The organism is Candidatus Ancaeobacter aquaticus (assembly GCA_030765405.1).
Taxonomy (GTDB): domain Bacteria; phylum Auribacterota; class Ancaeobacteria; order Ancaeobacterales; family Ancaeobacteraceae; genus Ancaeobacter; species Ancaeobacter aquaticus.
Map to the genome: position 1 here is coordinate 1 of JAVCCP010000013.1, position 21,107 is coordinate 21,107.

Here is a 21,107-nt window from a genome sequence, read left to right on the forward strand (position 1 = left end):
ATCAGTTTTTATGTCAACATAATACTTCGAATCCAATGCGAATTTGCTCATACAAGGCGTTTACCACTAAAATATCGTAAATAGAATGACTTATGGTGGGTTAAAATACTTTGTTGCGGAATTGCTGACCAAAAATCACATGACTTTTTATAGTCGAGGGGACTTCCCTGCTTAAATACAGAGGTATTGAACCGAAAGATTTAGGAGGGAGTATAGAATTGTTACATAAAAAAAGAGCCGATTAGTAATTATCGGCTCATATTATTCCTTTTCCTATATATCGTTTTTAACGCTTATTCCCACTCAATGGTACTCGGCGGTTTTGAGCTTATATCATATACAACTCTATTCACACCTCTAACCTCATTGATGATTCTGTTTGAAATTAGAGCCAATAATTCATACGGCAAGTGTACCCAATCAGCTGTCATACCATCAGTACTATTGACTGCACGAACAGCTATGACATTTTCATATGTCCTTTCATCACCCATTACACCAACAGTTTTTATCGGTAAAAGTACTGCAAAAGACTGCCATATTTCTTCATAAAGCCCTGCATTCTTTACTTCCTCAACGACACGCGCATCTGCTTCTCTCAATATATCTAGTCTCTCTCTCGTGACTTCACCGACTATACGCACAGCAAGTCCAGGTCCGGGAAACGGTTGTCTCTGTATTATTTCGTTTGGCAAACCAAGTTCTCTTCCAATTTCACGAACCTCGTCTTTAAAAAGTTCTCTAAAAGGCTCTATTAGCTCAAATTTCATATCTTCGGGTAACCCACCAACATTATGATGAGTTTTTATCGTCGCTGATGGGCCTCCTTTAGCAGATACACTTTCAACAACATCGGGATATAATGTCCCCTGTGCGAGAAAATCTATCTCACCTATACACCTGGCACCTTCTTCAAAAACTCTAATAAATTCGTTGCCGATCACTTTTCTCTTTTTTTCAGGATCCACAACACCCTGTAATTTTTCCAGGAATCGGTCCGTCGCATCAACATACTCAAGATTGATCTTAAAGTTATCTCTAAATGTGTTAACAACTTTATCGGCTTCATTTTTTCTTAAAACACCATTATTCACAAAAATACATGTTAACTGGTCTCCGATCGCTTTATTAATAAGCATAGCTGCAACAGATGAATCAACGCCACCGCTGAGTCCAAGCACGACTTTCTTATCACCAACTCTGTTCTTAATCTCCCTTAACGAGCTTTCAATGAATGATTCCATCGTCCAATCGCCTTTGCAGTCGCATACCTTAAAAAGATAATTTTTTATAATATCTTTTCCATTTGGAGTATGAACAACTTCCGGATGGAATTGCAACCCATAGATTCTTGCTGCCACATCTTGTACAACAGCACAAGGAGAACTCGAAGTTATTGCAGCTGTTTGAAATCCATCAGGTAATACTTCGACCTTATCTCCATGGCTCATCCACACACTTATATTTTGAGGAAGACCTTCAAATAGCTTACAGGTTGAATCAGTTATTTTTAGCTCTGCTCTACCATACTCTCTCTTGTCACTTTGATTAACTTTACCTCCTAAAAGATGTGTTTCGAGCTGTAAACCATAACAAATACCTAAAACAGGCACTCTCATTTCAAATATTTCTTTATGACAATGTGGGGCATCTGGACTATTAACATTTGCAGGACCTCCGGAAAGAATTAATCCTTTTGGTGAATGTTTTTTTATTTCATCAACTGAAACATTATACGGAAGAATAATTGAAAAAACGTTGTTTTCTCTTACTCTTCGAGCAATTAATTGACTATACTGAGAACCAAAGTCAAGTACCACAATAACGTCATGAGCCAATTCTTGTGACATATAAATACCTTTATTAAGCTTTAAGCTGTAAGCTATATGCTATAAGTAAGAAAAAAATAAGAAATTCTTAAAGCTTACAACTTATAGCTTATTATATAGCTATTTTTTTCCCATACCAACACGCTGTACAGTTTGAAATATTTTACCTTCGGTTTTAATTGATGGGGCTATTATTAATTCTGTTAGATGCATCTCTTTGATATTATGCGCCCCAACACTACCCATTGATGTCTGCAAAGCACCCATAAGATTTTGAGAACCATCATCAAGCTTAGCAGGGCCAAACATTATCTGTTCAAGAGTACCTGTCGTCCCTACAAATATACGAGTCCCCCGCGGTAAATTTGCATGTGGCGTTGCCATTCCCCAGTGATAGCCACGTCCTGGAGCTTCCTCGGTACGAGCAAATGCTGAACCAACCATCACCGCATCGGCACCAGAAGCAAATGCTTTACATATATCTCCGCCAACGTTCATTCCGCCGTCTGTAATTATTGCTACATGTTTGCCGGTTTGCGTATAATAAAAATCTCGTGCGGCGGCACAATCAATAGTGGCAGTAACCTGAGGGATACCTATTCCAAGCACACCACGTGTAGTACATGCTGCACCAGGCCCGATCCCAACGAGAAGCCCATCTATACCTGTTTTCATTAATTCAAGTGCTGCATCATAGGAACAGGTATTACCTACTATGACGGGAATTTTCATTGATTTACAGAAATGTGTAAGATCAAGCACTTCATATTCTGATGATTCATGCACAACAGTTGTTACTGTAGATTGTACAAGAAAGATATCTGCACCAGCTTCCTGTGATATAGCGCCAAAATGCTTAGCTCTTTGCGGTATAGAAGAAACAACAGCAGGAACATTCTCTTCTTTTATCTCACGAATTCTTTTGGCAATAAGTTCTTCTTTAATTGGCTCAAGATACAAATCCTGCACTAATTTAGTTGCTTCTTCAGGGGGGGCAATAGCGATTTTATCTAAGACATCTGATGGATTATCATATCGTGTCTGCACACCTTCAAGATTAAGAACAGCTATACCACCAATTTTTCCCATTGCTTTTGCAAACTTCGTATCCACGACACCATCCATAGCAGCGGCTAATATTGGTACATTAAATTTCAGATCACCTATTTGCCAGCTGGTGTCAACCTCATTAGGATTTATTGTTGTTTCCCCGGGAACAAGAGCTACCTCGTCAAACCCATAGCAACATCGAGCTCTCCTATCTTTGCCTATCCATTCCATAATAGTAAATCTCCTTTCATATTAATCATTGAAAAACCCACGCACCGCCTAATAAATCTCAGCATTTTAGTGGTAAATTGACATAAAGTCAACAACTAGTTAAGTTTATTCTTACTGGGTTTATCTTAAACAGGTCAATTCTATGATTTTATAGTGCTCTGAAACGTAGAACTTTACGTGATACGGGACTCTTTTAAACCACTCAGGCTTTGGCACCGTGGACACCTAACTATATCCTTATCCGATTCGGCTACAAAGAGATATAAACATATTGGACATCGATTAAGGTTTTCAGTCTTTGGATAATATCTGTGTTTAATCTGCTTAATTTTGGCAACAAATCGAAATATTAAGACGACACCTATGGACACTACTAAATAAAATACAATAACAGTATCAGGAGAAAGTGTTATCAAATGCGAATCCTTTGTATGTAAAGTCAGTGTTCATTTATTTAAGAATACTTCCTTTAATAAAAAAATATATTGTACCTGATTGCAATGACTCTGCACGTATATCAGCGCTAAACTGCCACGCCTTCAATGCTTTTGTACATATTAAATCTATTTTTTCAGACCCGGAACTCTGCAGTATCAAAACATATTTAACGAACCCTCTCGGATCAATCCAAAAAGAAAGCTTAATGTTTTCTTTTAGCACATCATTTTTAGTTTTCGTTGTTATATCAAGCCTTCGAGTATCTCTCTTAAAATAAGGAATTTGATGTGCAATAAGAGTACGCGAGGTGACAGGCCCAAAGAGTCTAAAAGTAGGCACCTGCAATTTCTCAATATCGGCTGCGTGTGTTATTTGATTATCTATTTTTGAAGCATGAAAAACAGGAGGCATACTTTTTACCCCATTACAAAATTCAGTGGCAATATTATACAAATGTGCCGATTTTATATTATCTATCATATCTGTATCTTTTATTTCCTTAGATATCTTTATTTCTTCGTGCCTACCCTCTATTACTGTCGGTTTAGGCTCAATATTGTTTGTTTTGGAATATCGTTTTGAATACCCTCTGTGATACGGATAAGTAAAAAATGATAGATCGTGTGGCCCGATTATTTTTGAGTAAATCTTTACCCCTTTCCTGTTTTCAACGAGATATTCTTGCTCTGCATTAATAATGCTAAATTCAATATCTGCAGTTTTCTGATTACAGGTAACATTGGCAATATTGCACTTAAACCAACCAAATATTGCGCTATGACTCAAAATGGAAACAAATATAAACACATAAAATATTCTACTTTTAAAAATTGAGTCCATCTATCTTTTTTCCATCGCATTTTTTTATTTTTTTTGCATATTTCGTGGAGATGCTGCAATAGACAGGCGTTTAATCCCTGCTTCAATTGCTATATCCATTATCGAAACAATTCTATCGTGCAACACATTACTATCGGCCTTTATCACAACAAGTGTGTTCGGTGCATTCTGGGAAACTATTGTCATTTTATTTTTAAAATCAGCCTTCTTCACCCACTTTTCGCGAATATAGATTCTATCATCCTTCGTAATCGATACAACGGTCACATCCTGCTCTTTATTCAAATCAATATGCTGAGCAGTAGGCACAGTAACTTTTATTCCTGGTTGATAGATAAGTGTTGAGGTTATCACAAAGAATATGTTAAGGAGTAAGACTACATTAAGAAATGGAACAAAATCTATCCACCCTTTATCGTAACGTAATATTTTTTTAAACTTCATACGTCTTCCTCTTTTTCAAATAGTATAGCTACTAATTCCGTCGCACTCCTTTCCATATCTAAAACAATTAATTGAGCGCGATTCATAAGATAATTATACGCAAGAAAACTTGGTATTGCCACAACGATACCTGCGGCAGAACAAAGTAATGATTCCCATACGCCTCCGGCAATATCAGAAGCATTGAATATCCCCCCCCTTTCCTGTATCCGCATAAACACTTTAATAAGACCTATAATCGTTCCAAGAAAGCCAAATAAGGGTGCTACATAGGCAATATTCAAGAGCATTGGAGTATCTTTTTCTAAGCGAGGAATTTCATTTAATGATGCGACTTCCATTGCTTTCCTTACCTGATCTTCTGACTTTTGATACTTTAATAAACCGGCTCTCAAGACTGCAGATATAGGACCAGGTGTTTCATTGCATATTGTTATAGCTTCTATATGATTTTTTTTCTTTATCACATTGGCTAAACCGTTCATAAACTTCTGTGTATCAATTTGTGCTCGTCGCAAATGGAATGTTTTATACATAAAAACCGCAAATGCTACAATTGAAATCAGTCCGATAAACACCATCACCGGTCCGCCGAGGATAAAAATATCTAACATGATACCTCCAATTTATAATTTATTTGAATAGCTTCCAATGTTCTTTTTTGATTGATTCAATAATATCTTGTGCCCGTTCATAATCATACGCATTCATATCAACAACTTTTTGATATACGTGTACAGCTTTTACCCACTCATCTCTTTTTTCGTAGAACGCTCCTACTTTAAATGCTGATAATGAATACCAATAAGAGTGAGTACTATATTCATAGATAACTTTAAGATACTCCTCTATCGCCCGTTCCTTATTTCCCATTGCAGAATAACACTCTGCTATTTTGTACAACGATTGCGCCTTTAAACTTCCATCATCTGATTCATAAACACTGTTATATGCATGCACGGCTCTATCATAATTCTTTTGAGCATAATACATATCACCGATTCTTCCCTTAGCATCATAATAGAGTATCCCTTGTGGGTAATCGCGTGTAATTTTTTGGAAATAACGTAATGCAGGCTTATACATTTTCATCATAGAGAATATATCTCCGAGGCCAAAAAGAGCATCTTTCTGCAAAGAAGATTTTGGATATTCATTACGCAACCGCTTAAGATACCATACAGCATTTTTTAGGTCTCCAAGAGCAAAAGAGCTACGAGAGGCTATAAATAATGCATCATCAGCTACAGAGGAACGCGCATGTTTTTTTGCTATACCATTAAATATAGCACGTGCTTTAACATACTCATGGTGCGTAAAATAATAATACCCTACCCAAAACTCTGCTTCAGGCACTTTTTCTCCTTCAGAATATTGAGAAATATATTTTTTAAATATTTTTAAAGCATCGTCTTCTCTACCAGCATATGAAAGAGCCCACCCATATTCAAACATGCTCTTTTCTACAATGCCCTTATCTAGTTTATCCGAAAGTATCTTTTCATAAAACTCAATAGCTTCATTATACTGCCGAAGATTGCAGTGTGCATTTGCCAATGAATACAATGCATCTTCTTTAAGAGACCTATCCTCACTACTCTTCAACAATAAAGTCAGAATACTGATCGCTTCATTGTTGTTTCCGTTACCAATTTGAGACACCCCTTCATAATATAAGGCCTTATCTAAATAAGGTGACTCTTTCTTTGCCTTTCGCACTAATTGAAAATATCGGATAGCGGCATCATATTTCTTGAGATGATAATACGCCATTCCCTGTTGGTAATAGATATGACTAATAATAGGCGACGACAATTCCTCCTGATGGATTTCATGTATTTCTTCATATATTTTAATTGCATCCAAATAATTCTTTTCATTAAACAAAGCATCACCTAACAATACTTCTATTCCAATATAAGTCTTTTGGTCAGATCCTTTGACTACCGCGTCTCTCAAGACAGCAATTGCCTGTTCTTTCTTCCCTTCCGCAAATAATGAACGTGCCCATGCATCATATATTTTCATCGTTAAAGAATCATCTGATGATTTCTCTAATGCTTTTTGCAACATGCCACTTGCATCCAGATATTTCTTTTCTTTGATTGAGGCTACCCCCGATGTGTAATATGCATGCGAAATAACATCATCATTTTTAGATTCTTTAACAAGCGTATCAAGAAGTTTTATAGCCTCTTCATTCTCCTTATTGAGGAGCATTGTTCGTGCACATGTTAGCTGTGCGTATTCGACACTATTGCTTTGAGGATACTCTGAAATAATTTTTTGAAAGCATTTCTCAGATAACTTGTATTCTTTAAGTGCAGTATAACATTCACCCTGCTCATAAAGCGAGCTGTACGCAATTTTCTCAGTGGGATCGATCTTACTATTTTCTTCAAACACAGTAACGGCATCTTTGTACTTACCCAGACTTTTAAAATTATGTCCTAACAAATAATTTATTTCTGGTAGTATCTTTTGTGTTTTGAGTGATTCTTTTAACTCACGCAGAAGTGCAATAGATTTATTATATTCCTTAAGAAGATTGTATGTCCTTGCACATTCATACCGAACGTAATCATTAAACGCATCGTTTTCTTTCATCTTTAATAGCTCTCTATATTCAGTTAAAGCCATTGTGTATTTACCCAAAGACGTATAGCCTCTTCCTTTCAAAAAATATGCATCTTTGCCAAATTCTGTATCCGGACTAATGGATAAAAGTTCATCACAATTCGTTATTGCGTTCTCATATTCTCCTTTTTGAAAATATGCGGATGCGATTAAATACATTCCTTTTTCTTTTAACGCCTGTGATTTATCAACAACTTTATAGAAACATATAAGCGCTTTATTATATTTCTTTTGAGCAAGATAGCTTTCGCCCAAAAGAATATTCGCAGCCTCAATGTGCTTAGAATCAGGGTATTCTTCGACAAACCTCTCATACTGCCTTATAGCTACATCATACAACTCATCGTTAAATGCATTTTGCGCTCTATTGAATAATGAAGTTTCATTATCTCTCTGAATAAAAGGAAATGACTCAGCTTCTTTGTGCATGCCTAAACACAGCACACATTGAAGCACAATAATAAGAATGCTTATTTTGAGTGGAATTTTTGACATTATTTTTTTAAGGGCTTGAGAAAGAATAATATCCCCTAAGTAACAAAAGATTTAAGAAATTCAATAGAGTGTTTATCGGGAACTATTTTATACTGATCGAGTGCTGCAGGCAGATAATAAAAGCCACCTTCACGCAAGACTATCATCTCAGAGCACCTTTTCCCGTACTGCAAACGACCATCACCACGGGTAACAAAAATAACTTGAAATTTTTCTCCATTACAAAGTGATGAATACTTATTTGTTACGGTAATTTTCTCTACAGTGAAGTGGTCGCAGGCAATAAGCAACCGCTCATCGAAATCATCTGATTGAATCAATACGGGACTTAACAGCTGCTCTTCAGAATTATTGGGTTCAATTACCGGTATTGCCTTATCTATATCGAGCTCTCTATTATGATCCCAATCATACAAACGATATGTCAGATCCGAACTTTCCTGAATTTCAAAGAAAACAGCCGATCCCTTTAATCCATGTATCCTTCCTGCTGGTATATAATACCCATCACCATCACTAACGCACGACTCTTCCAAATACTGCTCAATTGTCCCGTCTTGTAATGCATTAATTAATGTCTCATCACCAACCCAGTCTTTTATTCCAGTAATAATTCGTGTATTGGAAAAAGTTTTTAACATATACCATAATTCTGTCTTCCCCCAGCTCCCTTTTTCAGTAGTCTTTGCAACAATATCATCCGGATGAACTTGTACTGAAAATGGCTTATGCGCATCGATAATCTTGTATAATAGAGGGAACCGTGACCCAAACCTATTATATATATCAGCACCCAAAAATGACTTGGTATACTTATTAATAAGATCTGTCAGTAGCAAACCTTTATATTCCCCATGAGCCACTTTTGAAACATCGTTACCTAACGCGGATATTTCCCATGACTCGCCAATTTTCTTTGCTTCAGGAAGATTTCGTGAGTATAGTTTCTTGAGGTTTTGTCCTCCCCACACTTTTTCCTTAAAGATCGGCTCGAATTCTATTGGATATGGTATAAACTTATTCTTTGGCATAATAAATAGTTCTCTTATAAAAAACTTTAGATCATATAAATTCAGTATATCGAATATTTATGAAATGACATAGATATTATTGCACTATTCTAATTTCCGCAGACAGGCAATAGCCTCTTTCATATCAGAGGGAAGCGGTGCAACATATTCCTTAAATTCAGCCGTATCAGGATGAAAAAACTGTAATCGCTCAGCATGCAACATCTGTCTGGAAATAGCACAGGTATGCCTGATAACAGAATTGCGGCAATAGAGATCATCACCAAGAATAGGATATCCAATATGTGAAAGATGCACTCTAATTTGATGAGTTCTGCCTGTTTTTGGATACACACGGACATAGGTAGCATCTTTGAAGCGCTCTATAACTCCATAAACAGAAACTGCCTGCCTTCCATATTCCGCTGCCTTCATTTTTTTTCTCATTACAGGATGGCGTGCTATGCCAATATCAATTACTCCATTATCCTCCTTGATAACACCTTTCACTATCGCACAATATTCTTTTTTTACTAGCCTTGTTTCAAACTGCTTAGAGAGGTTCCTGTGTGAGTGATTTGTCTTTGCAACAACAAGACAGCCCGTTGTATCTTTGTCCAATCTATGCACAATACCTGGTCTCAACACACCATTGATATCTGAAAGATTTTCAGTGTGGTATAAAAGCGCGTTTACAAGAGTCCCCGCAAAATTGCCGCTTGCTGGATGAACAACCATCCCAGCGCTCTTGTTTAAGACAATATAAGAGTCATCTTCGTATAGCACTGTAATCGGAATATTTTCTGGAACAACATCTAAGATTACCGGATCAGGGATATGTATTTCTATCTCATCTTTGTTTTTCGTGTGACAGTTAGGTTTGACACACTTTCCATTAATTAACACGTCACCGTTTTTGATAAGTTTCTGTATATATGATCGTGATTGACCTTCAAGAAATGATGCGATGTATTTATCAATACGCTCATTTTCTTCTTCTTCATCAATTGTAAGCCTAATATTCTCAGTCATATTTTTAACTAACTTTTAGAGGTTTGCGGTGAGCGCATTGTATTTTACGGAAATCGCAAACCGAACACCGAACACAGCGATAAGCTGTGAGCTTTAAGCCTTAAGTAAATATTTAAAACAATAAAAAATATTTCATAATCTTATATCTTAAAACTTAGAGCTTACAGCTTATAGCTATCTTTATAATGTTTTGTTACAAAATATCCGAAACATCCAATCATTATCACACCTATGCTGATAATTTGATAAATTGTCATTCCCCCGCCACATATTGCAGAATCACCCCTAAAAAACTCCACAAAGAAACGTTTCAGTGGATACAATACAACATATAACCAAAAAACCTGACCATTCCATTTTCGTTTATCATACACAAGTAAAAGTACCACAAAAATAAGAAGATCTAAGCCTGATGAATATAATTGCGCAGGATGAACAGGCAATGAAGCATACATATCCCCGTTAATAAATCCTTTATCAATATGGTTAAAATATGGAAGACTATATCTTGGGAAGGCAACACCGACAGGAAAACTCGTAACTTTACCATAGCAACATCCGTTTAAATAACATCCTATTCTTCCGAGAGACTGCCCAAGCGCTAAAAAAGGCACCACGAGATCTGCTATAAAAAAAAATTTATGCCCCTTCATTGTCGTATATATAGAAGTAACAATAAAAGTGGCAATAATACCTCCGTAGACTATGAGTCCCCCACGATTGATCATTACTATCTCGAATGGATTATCCATAAAATAACGTATATTAAAGACCACATACAACAGTCGCGAACCAACTATTCCTGAAATAATAATAACTAACAACAAGTCTGAAATAAATTCTTTTTGTATATTCTCTATTGCCGCTTTCTTAAGCACAAGATAATAACCAAGAAGAAAAGCTATCGCGACACAAACACCATACGAATATATGGGAAATTTGAAATGTAATAAAATAGGATGCATAAGTTTAAAGCTACGTTAGTTAAAATTATTGCTCTATTTATTTGTTACAAAATACCACAGCAGAAAAACTGTACCTATACAAATAGAGCTATCCGCCAGATTAAACGCCGGCCAGTGATAGTTATGTATATGAAAATCAAGAAAATCTATTACAAATCCATGAAAGATTCTATCAATGAGATTTCCTGCAGCCCCACCGCATATGAGACCTAATGCAGTGTTAACATAAGGATCTCGCCCCATAGAAGACAAACCAACAATAATTAACACGATAAGCGAGACTACCGATATGCAGATAAGAAGAATTGTATGTTCAATGAGAATACCAAATGCAGCACCGGTATTGTGTATCAAGGTAATATCAAAAAAACCGTCAATCAATGAAACGCTTTTATGCAATATTAAATATTTATTAGCAAAATATTTAGATAATTGATCAAGAAACAAGACACATAATACGATTATATATATTCTTCTCGCTGAAAAGTTATGCATCTTAAGTGATTTTTCATTCATGAATATACATACACCGAAATGACACTAATTATTTTATACACTACGCTTTAGGACCTTTTTTCTCGACTTTCTCCTGGCATGCTCTACAGTTACTTGCAGATGGCAGGGCCTCAAGCCTTTTTTCACTGATGTCACATTCGCACGTTTCACATTTGCCGTAGCTACCATTTTCCATACGCTGCATAGCCTCATCTATTTCATATAGTATATTCTGTTCATTCGACATGAGCCCGAGAGCAAACTCCCTATCAAAATTATCAGTGCCAACATCAGCCATATGAAGTGAATATGCCGAAAGATCTCCTGATTGATCTCGTTGAGACTTATTAAGAGTTTCATCCTCTATTTGCTTTAAAGAACGTACAATCTGTTCTTTTTTATCTAATAGTTTTTCTTTATATTTCTTCATGTCTCTTTTATTCATTATTTCCCCCTATACGGATAAATTTTTAATGGGCACCGAATTAGGCCCCTTGAGTTATCGCATTTACACACTTCTGACATATTGTTTTATGTTCTGAGTGCTCTCCTACAGAGACACTATAACACCAGCAGCGCTCACATTTCTCTCCATGAGCTTTCTCTGCATAAATAAAGAAGTTCGCAATTGTATCAGAATTCGTAAAATTGTCATTAACTTTTTCACGAGAACAGAATTCTACATCTGAGACGATAAAAATCGCTTGTAATTGGTCTTTATACTCGTCTAAAAGTGCTTTAATCTCCTCATTCTCAGCACATAAGCATACTCTTGCTTGTAAGGAATTACCAATAACCTTGTTTTTTCTCATCTCTTCAAGTACTTTGAGCACTTCTTTCCTCACCTCTATCATTTTTGACCATTTTTTCTCTAACGTATTATCTATACGATCTTTGGAATGGCTCGGCCACGATGACATATGAACACTCTCGATATTATCTCGGCTTTTCTGATCAATATACCCCCATACCTCTTCTGCGGTAAAAGACAATATAGGTGAAAGAACTTTGACTAGAATTAACAATATTTCGTGTAATACGGTTTGAGCGGATCTCCGCTGGCGCGAATCTCTATAGGCAGTATATAGTCTATCTTTTAAAATATCGAAATAGAATGAACTCATATCAACAACACAATAATTATAAATAGCTCGATACGCCTTATAAAAGTCATACGCTTCATAATGCTCAGTCACCTTTTCTAACAATAGATATGTATGTGATAGCGCCCATTTATCAATAGAGGTAAGCTTCTCATAAGGAACTTTATTCTCCTGGAGATCAAAATCACAAATATTACCTAAAAGATACCGTATTGTATTTCTCATTTTCCTGTATGCATCAGCTAGCTGCTCTACAATTTCCTTTGAAATTCTTACATCATCAGTATAGTCAACACTTGCTACCCACAACCGCAAAATATCCGCACCGTGCGAATTAATTGTATCCAACGGAGAAACAACATTTCCTCTCGACTTCGACATCTTTTTACCTTCTCCGTCAACAACAAAACCATGTGTGAGAACACTTTTGTACGAAGGTTTGTTCATTATTCCCATAGCTGTAAGTATAGCGGATTGAAACCAGCCTCTGTGTTGGTCACTTCCCTCAAGATATAAATCAGCAGGATTTAATAATTCTTCTCTTTTCTCAAGAACAGCCTGATGACTCACTCCAGAATCAAACCATACATCCAAGATATCTTTTTCTTTTATAAACTCACTATGAGAACAATGCGGGCAGGTGAAACCTTCCGGCAAGAATTCTTTTGGGTCCTTCTCAAACCATACATCTTCATTTGACTGTTCAACCATTTTTTCGAAATTGTGGAGTATTTCTTCAGTAATAATCTCGGTATTGCATTTTTTGCAATAAAATGCGGGAATAGGAACGCCCCACAATCTTTGTCGTGACAAACACCAGTCAGGTCGTCCTTCAACCATTGCTGATATTCTTCCTTCACTTCTATTGGGGATCCACTTTACATTTTTAATTTCTTGTAATGTGTCTTGTCTTAAATTATTACTATCGACATCTATAAACCATTGAGGCGTTGCACGAAAAATTACTGGTGATTTACAACGCCAGCAATACGGATACGAATGGAGTGTTTTTCCTGCAAAAAGCAACGCATTTTTATCCTTCAAGATATCAATTATACGATCATTAGCCTTAAATACGTGAACTCCTTCAAACCCTGGAAAAGCTTCGGTAAACAATCCTTTATCATTCACCGGCATAAAAACATCGAGATTATATTTTTTTCCTACCTTAAAGTCATCCTGCCCATGACCGGGCGCTATATGGACACAACCAACACCTTCACTGGTATCAATAAAATCGCATAATACCACCTTGTTCACACGATCCATAAATGGATGTTTATATGCTCTTCCCTCCAGCTCTTTACCTTTAATAACATGTATCACTTCATAATGTGTTATACCTATTGTTTCAAAAGCTTTTCCAATAAGTTCCTCAAGTATTATAACCACGCGCTCTTTTGAACCATCATGATAACGAACAATGGCATACGACAAATCAGCGGCCACTGCAGTAGCCATATTAGCAGGTATTGTCCACGGCGTTGTAGTCCAAATAACGATAGAAACATCCTTCACACCGGGAACAATATCTTCAAACGAATCAACAAAATCAAACGCAACATGTATAGAAGGTGATGAATGCTCGGCATACTCAATCTCAGCTTCTGCTAAAGCTGTTTCACATTTGCAGCACCAATATATTGGTTTTAATCCTCTATAAATATATCCTTTTTTATATAACTGAGAAAAAGAACGAATTATCGCAGAAACGTATTCAGAGTTCATTGTAAGATACGGTTTTTCCCAATCACCAAAAACACCTAATCGCTTAAACTGCTCTTTTTGAATATCAACATATTTTGACGCATACTTCCTAGCACTTTTTCTAAACTCAACATGATCAACATCATGCTTTGTTTTATTCAATTCTTTAAAAAGCTGATGCTCAACTGGTAAACCATGACAATCCCAGCCGGGAACATACGGGGCATCATAACCTCTTAATGTTTTATATTTAATAACAACATCTTTTAATATCTTGTTTAGTGCGTGTCCAATGTGTATGTTACCGTTCGCATATGGAGGACCATCATGCAAAATAAATTTCTTCTTGCCTTTTTTATTCTCTCTAAGCGCTTTATACATATCCTTCTCTTTCCACTGAGAGAGGATGACCGGTTCGCGATCTTTTAGTGCCGCTTTCATCGGAAAAGCAGTTTGCGGAAGATTTATCGTATCCTTATAATTCATAAAATATTCCTTTATATAGAATTAGGCGCAAGATATTATCAAACAGAAGATTTTTTGTCAATTATGTTTTATAAAACCCTATTCGCTTGCTATTCAATTACTTATACTACTGACTACCAAAAATACTTACAGTAAAATCCTATCCGTTTATATCAAATTCACTTTTGTACCACTGTACAAATTTTTCAATGCCTTCAGCTATATTTACTTTCGGCTTGTACTTAAGAACTTTCGTGGCGCACTCAATTGATGCACACGTTACAGGAACATCACCCGGCTGATTACCCAAATAGGTTATTTTCCCATTACAACCGCAATTCTTCTGGATCAGTTCTATCAATGTGCTCAGCTTTACTGTTTCTGAGTCACCCAAATTCATAATTTCGTAATTACACTCCACCTCTATTGAAGCGACTATGCCGCTAACAATATCGCTTACAAATGTATAATCACGGGCAGATGCACCATCTCCATAGAGAGTTATCTCTTCATTTGATAATAATGCACGGGTAAATTTATGAATTGCCATCTCAGGTCGTTGACGCGGCCCGTAGACTGTAAATAAACGTAAACATATTATAGGGATTTGGTACAGGTGATGATACGTATAACACAACATTTCACCAGCCATTTTTGTTGCCGCATACGGTGAAATTGGTTTTTGAGCAAATTCATCCTCTTTAAACGGAATATTTGTACGCGAGCCATATACAGATGACGATGAACTAAAAATCATTTTTTTTACTTTATATTTCCGAACACATTCAAGAATGTTCATAGTCCCCTTTAGATTGACATCTTCATAAATAAGGGGATCCTTGATTGACGGACGAACACCAGCACGTGCAGCCAAATGAATAACAATATCTGGTTTTGTATTAGAAAATATAGTGTCCATCCTCTTGGCATCACGAATATCATCGCGATAAAGAGTAAACATATCGTGATTAATAACGTTACTGAGATTCTTCTCTTTGATTTTCGGATCATAAAAAGTATCAAAGTTATCAACACAAATAACTCTGTGCCCTTCGGCTATGCATCGCTCAACAAGATGTGACCCAATAAAACCTGCCCCACCGGTAACTAAAATGTTCATTTCTTTCCCTTCTTATTCAAGCAGCTCTATACCCACTAAAAAATACTTACTGCAAACGTAATGATTTTTATAAAAGGTGTTGGATATATACCAATAATCAGTGTTCCAACTAATGATATTATTACCGCAGTTGTCAAAGCAGGGTGCGTTACAATAGTAACATCCCTACGCGCAGTATCAACATACATATATTTAATTACTCTTACATAATAATAAAGGCCAATGACACTATTAATTATACCTGCAAGCGCAAGATATATCATGTGTGATTCAATAGCAGCACTAAACACATAAAACTTACCTAAAAATCCAGCCAGTGGCGGAATACCAGCAAGTGACAGTAAAAATACCGCAAAAGCAAATGCTGTTCCCGGAACAATTTTTGCAAGTCCCCTAAAATCACTTATCTGTTCGGATTTTAGTGAACGTATAAGCATAATCGCAATCGTAAATGCGCCTATATTCATAAAGATATATACCAATAAATACATTAACACTGCTTCTTTACCGAGTAGAGTCGGAACGGCAAACCCTATTAAAATGTATCCAGCTTGAGCAATACTTGAATACGCAAGCATCCTTTTAATATTATTTTGTGAAATCGCGAGAATATTTCCTACAGTCATTGTAATAACGGCTAATACACCGATCAAGTCGTGCCAATTAACGCCAAAATCACCAATCCCACTATAAAAGATCCTTAAGAAAACTCCAAATGCGGCAATTTTTGGAGCAACTGACATAAATGCTGTGATGGGTGTTGACGCACCTTGATAAGCATCAGGCGCCCACATGTGAAATGGTACCATGGCAATTTTGAATCCGAACCCAACTAAAAGAAATACGAGTGCCACATACATGACACCTGCATCGATACCACCACGAGCGACATTCACGCTCATTACCCCTAGATCAAGTGTCCCTGTCAAACCATACACCATAGAAATACCAAAAAGGAAAATAGCAGTCGAAAGAGCTCCAAACAAAAAATACTTCAGGCTTGCTTCACCAGCAAGAAATGTTCTTTTTGACACAGACACCAATATATATGTAGTAAGAGAAACCAGCTCAAGGGAAAGATAAATAAGTAAAAGATTATTTGCCATAACAAGAAAACTGAGACCTACCCCGTTAAAAAGCAATAAGGCAAAATATTCGGGAAACTCTTTTTTATCATTAAACTCGTCTCCCATGGAAAGAAGTCCGACCAAGATCATGGTAATAAAAATAAGAAATCTTAGCGTGAGTGAAAAAGGATCAATACGAACCATCCCGTAAAATAATTCTTTATCGGGATACGTGAACGCGCAGAAACCGAGAATAATCATTGCAACAACAAAACTCATAACAGTAGCAATACCTAGAATTTTCTGCTGGTTCCGAAAACTCTTACCGCAAAGAACAACACAAAATCCTGAAAAGATCAAAAATAATTCAGGAGAAATATACTTTGCGTGAACATATAATTCTTGTAACGTCATAATAACAGCCCTTTTATTTTCGCTAGAAGCTCAGTAATTGCCGGCACCTGGATATCAAGTAAGATCATTGGATATATACCAATTAAAACCACTAAGATCATAAGCGGCACTAACGTAATTATTTCAGATACACTTATATCCTTCATGTCTTTCCAACGCTGATTCAATGGTCCAAGCAATACTCTCTGTAGCATCTTTAAATGATATGCCGCTGCGACAACGATGCCCATAACCGCTAATATGGTCACCACCCTAAATACAGGAAACGTACCTAAAAGAGCCATAAACTCACCAACAAAACCGCTCAAACCCGGAAGACCTAATGACCCCATCGTAAACAATATAAGGAATCCACCATACACAGGGACTTGTGCGCCAAGTCCACCAAAATTCTTTAAGTCTCTGGTATGAGTACGATCATACAATACGCCGACAAGTAAGAACATGCCGCCGGTAATAACTCCATGGTTAAACATTTGCATCAGAGCGCCATTAATGCCTGTAGAAGTCATACTTGCAAGCCCGAGTAAAACAAATCCCATATGGCTAATACTTGAATACGCGACCATTTTCTTGAAATCAACCTGTGATAACGCCACAAAAGCGCCGTAAACAATATTAACGACACCCAGTATAGCCAGTGGATAACTGAACCATTGTGCCGCATCAGGAAGTATAGGATAACTAATTCTAAAGAATCCGTAACAGCCCATCTTGAGAAGAACTCCAGCCAAAATAACACTTATTGGTGTCGGCGCTTCAACGTGTGCATCGGGCAACCACGTGTGAAATGGAAAAATAGGTACTTTAATCGCAAAACCTAGAAATATCGCAATGAATACAACCTGCTGAAAACCAAGAACAAACCTGCCACTTCCCCGCGCAAGTTCCAGCATATCAAAGGTATGAGGATCACTGGTAAAATAAAGCGCTAAAAATCCGAGAAGCATAAATACGCTACCAGCGAGGGTGTATAAAAAGAATTTCATAGCGGCATATTCTTTCCGGGGACCACCCCATATGCCAATCAAAAAATACATTGGTACAAGCACAACTTCCCAGAAAACATAGAAAAGAAACAGATCAAGAGCTAAAAATGTCCCGATCATTCCTGTAACAAGAAGCAAATACAAAATAAAGTATTCCTTTTGTCTTCCTTTAATTTTATATGAAGCGATACAAGCGAGAAACGATAGCAGTGTCGTCAACGCTATCATGGGAAGACTAATACCGTCTATTCCAAGAAAGTAGTGAATATTAAACGCTTTTATCCACGTAACTCTCTCAACAAATTGCATATTGCCATTTGAATAATCATAAGCAAACATAAGGAGTATACACAGAACAAGTGGTATCGCGCTAAAAACAGTAGCAATGATTCGAATAAGTTGTTCTTTCGTTTTTGGAATAAACAAAAGACACAAAATACCAAGAATTGGTGTAAACGTTATCAGTGTTAAAATCGGCACTTTCATAGACTCCCCTTTTTAAATAGCAATTTTCAATATCTCATATTACTTGAGGGGGTGAGAAATAGTAATATCTACAATTTGGCTGAGCCGATTTTGGAGCGAAATAAGGAACGAAGAGTGCCGCGTATCCCCTGCGATACGCAAACGATAAGTGACACAGTTGCAGCCCAAAATCGGCCAGCCCCTCCGGGGAGGCACATATTTGGACATCTACTTCGTTGCTCCTCCTTGACGTACCACATAGGGTACGTCGGCGTCGTCACGCCTTGCATACGGTTCAAATCTGAACCTCCAAATTGTGGATATTACTATTTCTCACCCCCTAGCACATTAATAAACAATATAATAACAATACCCAAAACCACAAAAAGCATGTAATTCTGAATTACTCCTGTTTGGACTTTTCGCCCATATTTACTCAAAGACCTCACACCCCATGCAGTACCATTAACTAATCCGTTAATAATATATTTATCGAATACATACTGCATTTCACCTAAAAAGATTGAAATAACCCCAACCCCTTTAACCAGTCCATCAACAACATTCTTGTCGAAGCGGTTTAGAAATCGGCTCGTAAGCATAAATGGCCTTATGAATATATGCAAATAGAGCTCATCAAAATAGTATTTATGTATAAGCACTTTATATACAAGCGAAAAACGTTTCCTTATAACATCTGGAACTATCTTTATTTTAAGCATATAAAGGATATATGCTATGGTTATCCCAATAACAGACGCAATAATTGAAGATACCATGATCCCCGTATGCATTCCATGGTGACCACCATCACCAAAAGAAACAAAATGTTCGAACCAATTATGCATAATAGGAGATCCAATTAGACCAACAAACACTGCAAAAACTGATAATATCACAAGAGGTATAGTCATGACTTTTGGTGATTCATGCGCATGAATTTCATCATTCTTCGGTTTTCCAAAAAACACTACAAAACATAAACGGAACATATAAAACGCAGTAAATATACAGCTCAAATACGCTAATGCAAAAACTACATGATGCCCACTCAAAAATATTTCTGCCATAATACTATCTTTACTCCAAAAACCGGCAAAAGGAGGCACCCCACTAATTGCAAGCGCACCGATAATAAATGTTATCGCGGTAACTTTCATTTTTGAGAATAGTCCACCCATCTGTCTGATATCCTGAACATTAGTACCGTGTATAATGCTTCCAGCACCTAAGAAAAGAAGTGCTTTAAAGAATGAGTGTGTCATTAAATGAAAAGTCCCCGCTGAATACCCTCCAATGCCGAGTGCAGTCATCATAAAACCAAGCTGACTGATCGTGGAATATGCGAGAATTTTTTTTATATCGTTAGAGACAAGAGCTATTGAAGCACCCATAAAAGCGGTAATGATGCCGATATAGGCAACAACAAGTAAAGCAACGTCATGAGTAATAAAAAGTGCATAACACCGCGCGACAAGATATACCCCAGCTGCAACCATTGTTGCCGCATGTATAAGAGCACTCACCGGTGTTGGCCCTTCCATTGCGTCTGGCAGCCATACATGAAGCGGAAACTGAGCAGATTTACCCACTGCGCCACCAAAAATCAAAATTGCGGCAACGGTAAGAAGATTATAATGTTCTTTGAGAGAAGATACCGGTAAATCGGTAAAATAGGCACTCCCTGTTATCCAAAAGACTATTGCCAGACCAATAAAGAGACAAACATCACCAATACGTGTTGTTATAAAAGCTTTTTTGCCGGCTTCAGCAGCAGAATCTTTCTCAAACCAAAAACCGATAAGCAAATACGAACAAGCACCAACTAACTCCCAAAATATGTATAGCATGATAAAATTATTTGCGAGAACGAGTCCCAGCATGGAGAACATAAAAAGTGACATATAGGCAAAAAATCTACTGTACCGTTTATCCCCACCCATGTACCCCATTGAATAAATCTGTATGAGAGTGCCAATAATTGATACAACTAAAAGCATTGTTACACAAAGCGGATCAACAAGAATACCGAAACTGAATTTTGCGTTACGCAAAACAAGCCAATCAAAATTAAATCTAACAACATCTCCTTGCAGAAGATTAACAAATGTACTTATTGAAAAAAGCACAGAAAGAGAAGATGCACAAACAGAAATATATGCACTTATTTTCCCTAATCGTTTCCCAAGGAAAATAATTATTATAAATGCTATTGCCGGAAACACCGGTATTAAATACGGGTAATTCATATACTTCGTATATTCCTATTTTTCGATTACTTTCTTTATACGTTCATTTTTTTCTTAATATA

At 36.8% G+C, this 21,107-nt stretch carries 16 protein-coding genes; all 16 read right to left on the minus strand.

The annotated features are described in order from the left end of the window. Positions 1 to 293 precede the first annotated feature (293 nt). Positions 294 to 1,850, minus strand: a complete 1,557-nt coding sequence (gene guaA, locus P9M13_01495; GenBank protein ID MDP8261961.1) for a glutamine-hydrolyzing GMP synthase — start codon at positions 1,848 to 1,850, stop codon at positions 294 to 296. 99 nt (positions 1,851 to 1,949) lie between these two features. Further along, a complete protein-coding gene (locus tag P9M13_01500) occupies positions 1,950 to 3,110 on the minus strand; it encodes a GuaB3 family IMP dehydrogenase-related protein (protein MDP8261962.1) in 1,161 nt (386 codons plus the stop codon). Between the two features lie 450 nt (positions 3,111 to 3,560). Then, on the minus strand, positions 3,561 to 4,355 hold the full coding sequence (locus P9M13_01505; GenBank protein MDP8261963.1) for a hypothetical protein: 795 nt from the start codon (positions 4,353 to 4,355) through the stop codon (positions 3,561 to 3,563). Positions 4,356 to 4,412: 57 nt separating this feature from the next. Next, positions 4,413 to 4,832 carry a biopolymer transporter ExbD gene (locus P9M13_01510; protein ID MDP8261964.1) on the minus strand — a complete coding sequence of 140 codons (420 nt, stop codon included), beginning with the start codon at positions 4,830 to 4,832 and terminating at the stop codon, positions 4,413 to 4,415. Continuing rightward, entirely contained in the window at positions 4,829 to 5,446 is a 618-nt protein-coding gene (locus tag P9M13_01515; GenBank protein ID MDP8261965.1) for a MotA/TolQ/ExbB proton channel family protein, read from the minus strand. Before P9M13_01515 ends, P9M13_01510 begins: the two co-directional genes overlap by 4 nt. A 19-nt stretch (positions 5,447 to 5,465) precedes the next feature. Next, positions 5,466 to 7,964 (minus strand): tetratricopeptide repeat protein, encoded by a 2,499-nt coding sequence (locus P9M13_01520; GenBank protein ID MDP8261966.1) that lies wholly within the window; start codon positions 7,962 to 7,964, stop codon positions 5,466 to 5,468. A gap of 35 nt (positions 7,965 to 7,999) precedes the next feature. Then, positions 8,000 to 8,995: a hypothetical protein gene (locus P9M13_01525; protein MDP8261967.1), complete on the minus strand. Its 996-nt coding sequence runs from the start codon at positions 8,993 to 8,995 to the stop codon at positions 8,000 to 8,002. An 84-nt stretch (positions 8,996 to 9,079) separates the two neighbouring features. Then, entirely contained in the window at positions 9,080 to 10,006 is a 927-nt protein-coding gene (locus P9M13_01530; GenBank protein ID MDP8261968.1) for an RluA family pseudouridine synthase, read from the minus strand. 161 nt (positions 10,007 to 10,167) lie between these two features. Continuing rightward, on the minus strand, positions 10,168 to 10,971 hold the full coding sequence (gene lgt, locus P9M13_01535; GenBank protein ID MDP8261969.1) for a prolipoprotein diacylglyceryl transferase: 804 nt from the start codon (positions 10,969 to 10,971) through the stop codon (positions 10,168 to 10,170). A 33-nt stretch (positions 10,972 to 11,004) separates the two neighbouring features. Beyond that, positions 11,005 to 11,487: a signal peptidase II gene (lspA, locus tag P9M13_01540; GenBank protein MDP8261970.1), complete on the minus strand. Its 483-nt coding sequence runs from the start codon at positions 11,485 to 11,487 to the stop codon at positions 11,005 to 11,007. 40 nt (positions 11,488 to 11,527) lie between these two features. After that, positions 11,528 to 11,911: a TraR/DksA C4-type zinc finger protein gene (locus P9M13_01545; GenBank protein MDP8261971.1), complete on the minus strand. Its 384-nt coding sequence runs from the start codon at positions 11,909 to 11,911 to the stop codon at positions 11,528 to 11,530. Positions 11,912 to 11,951: 40 nt separating this feature from the next. Further along, positions 11,952 to 14,762 carry an isoleucine--tRNA ligase gene (gene ileS / locus P9M13_01550; protein MDP8261972.1) on the minus strand — a complete coding sequence of 937 codons (2,811 nt, stop codon included), beginning with the start codon at positions 14,760 to 14,762 and terminating at the stop codon, positions 11,952 to 11,954. Positions 14,763 to 14,901: 139 nt separating this feature from the next. Further along, entirely contained in the window at positions 14,902 to 15,861 is a 960-nt protein-coding gene (locus P9M13_01555; GenBank protein MDP8261973.1) for a GDP-mannose 4,6-dehydratase, read from the minus strand. Between the two features lie 35 nt (positions 15,862 to 15,896). Beyond that, positions 15,897 to 17,342, minus strand: a complete 1,446-nt coding sequence (locus P9M13_01560; GenBank protein ID MDP8261974.1) for an NADH-quinone oxidoreductase subunit N — start codon at positions 17,340 to 17,342, stop codon at positions 15,897 to 15,899. Continuing rightward, a complete protein-coding gene (locus P9M13_01565) occupies positions 17,339 to 18,817 on the minus strand; it encodes an NADH-quinone oxidoreductase subunit M (GenBank protein ID MDP8261975.1) in 1,479 nt (492 codons plus the stop codon). Before P9M13_01565 ends, P9M13_01560 begins: the two co-directional genes overlap by 4 nt. 305 nt (positions 18,818 to 19,122) lie before the next feature. Continuing rightward, on the minus strand, positions 19,123 to 21,045 hold the full coding sequence (nuoL, locus tag P9M13_01570) for an NADH-quinone oxidoreductase subunit L (protein MDP8261976.1): 1,923 nt from the start codon (positions 21,043 to 21,045) through the stop codon (positions 19,123 to 19,125). Positions 21,046 to 21,107: the final 62 nt, after the last annotated feature.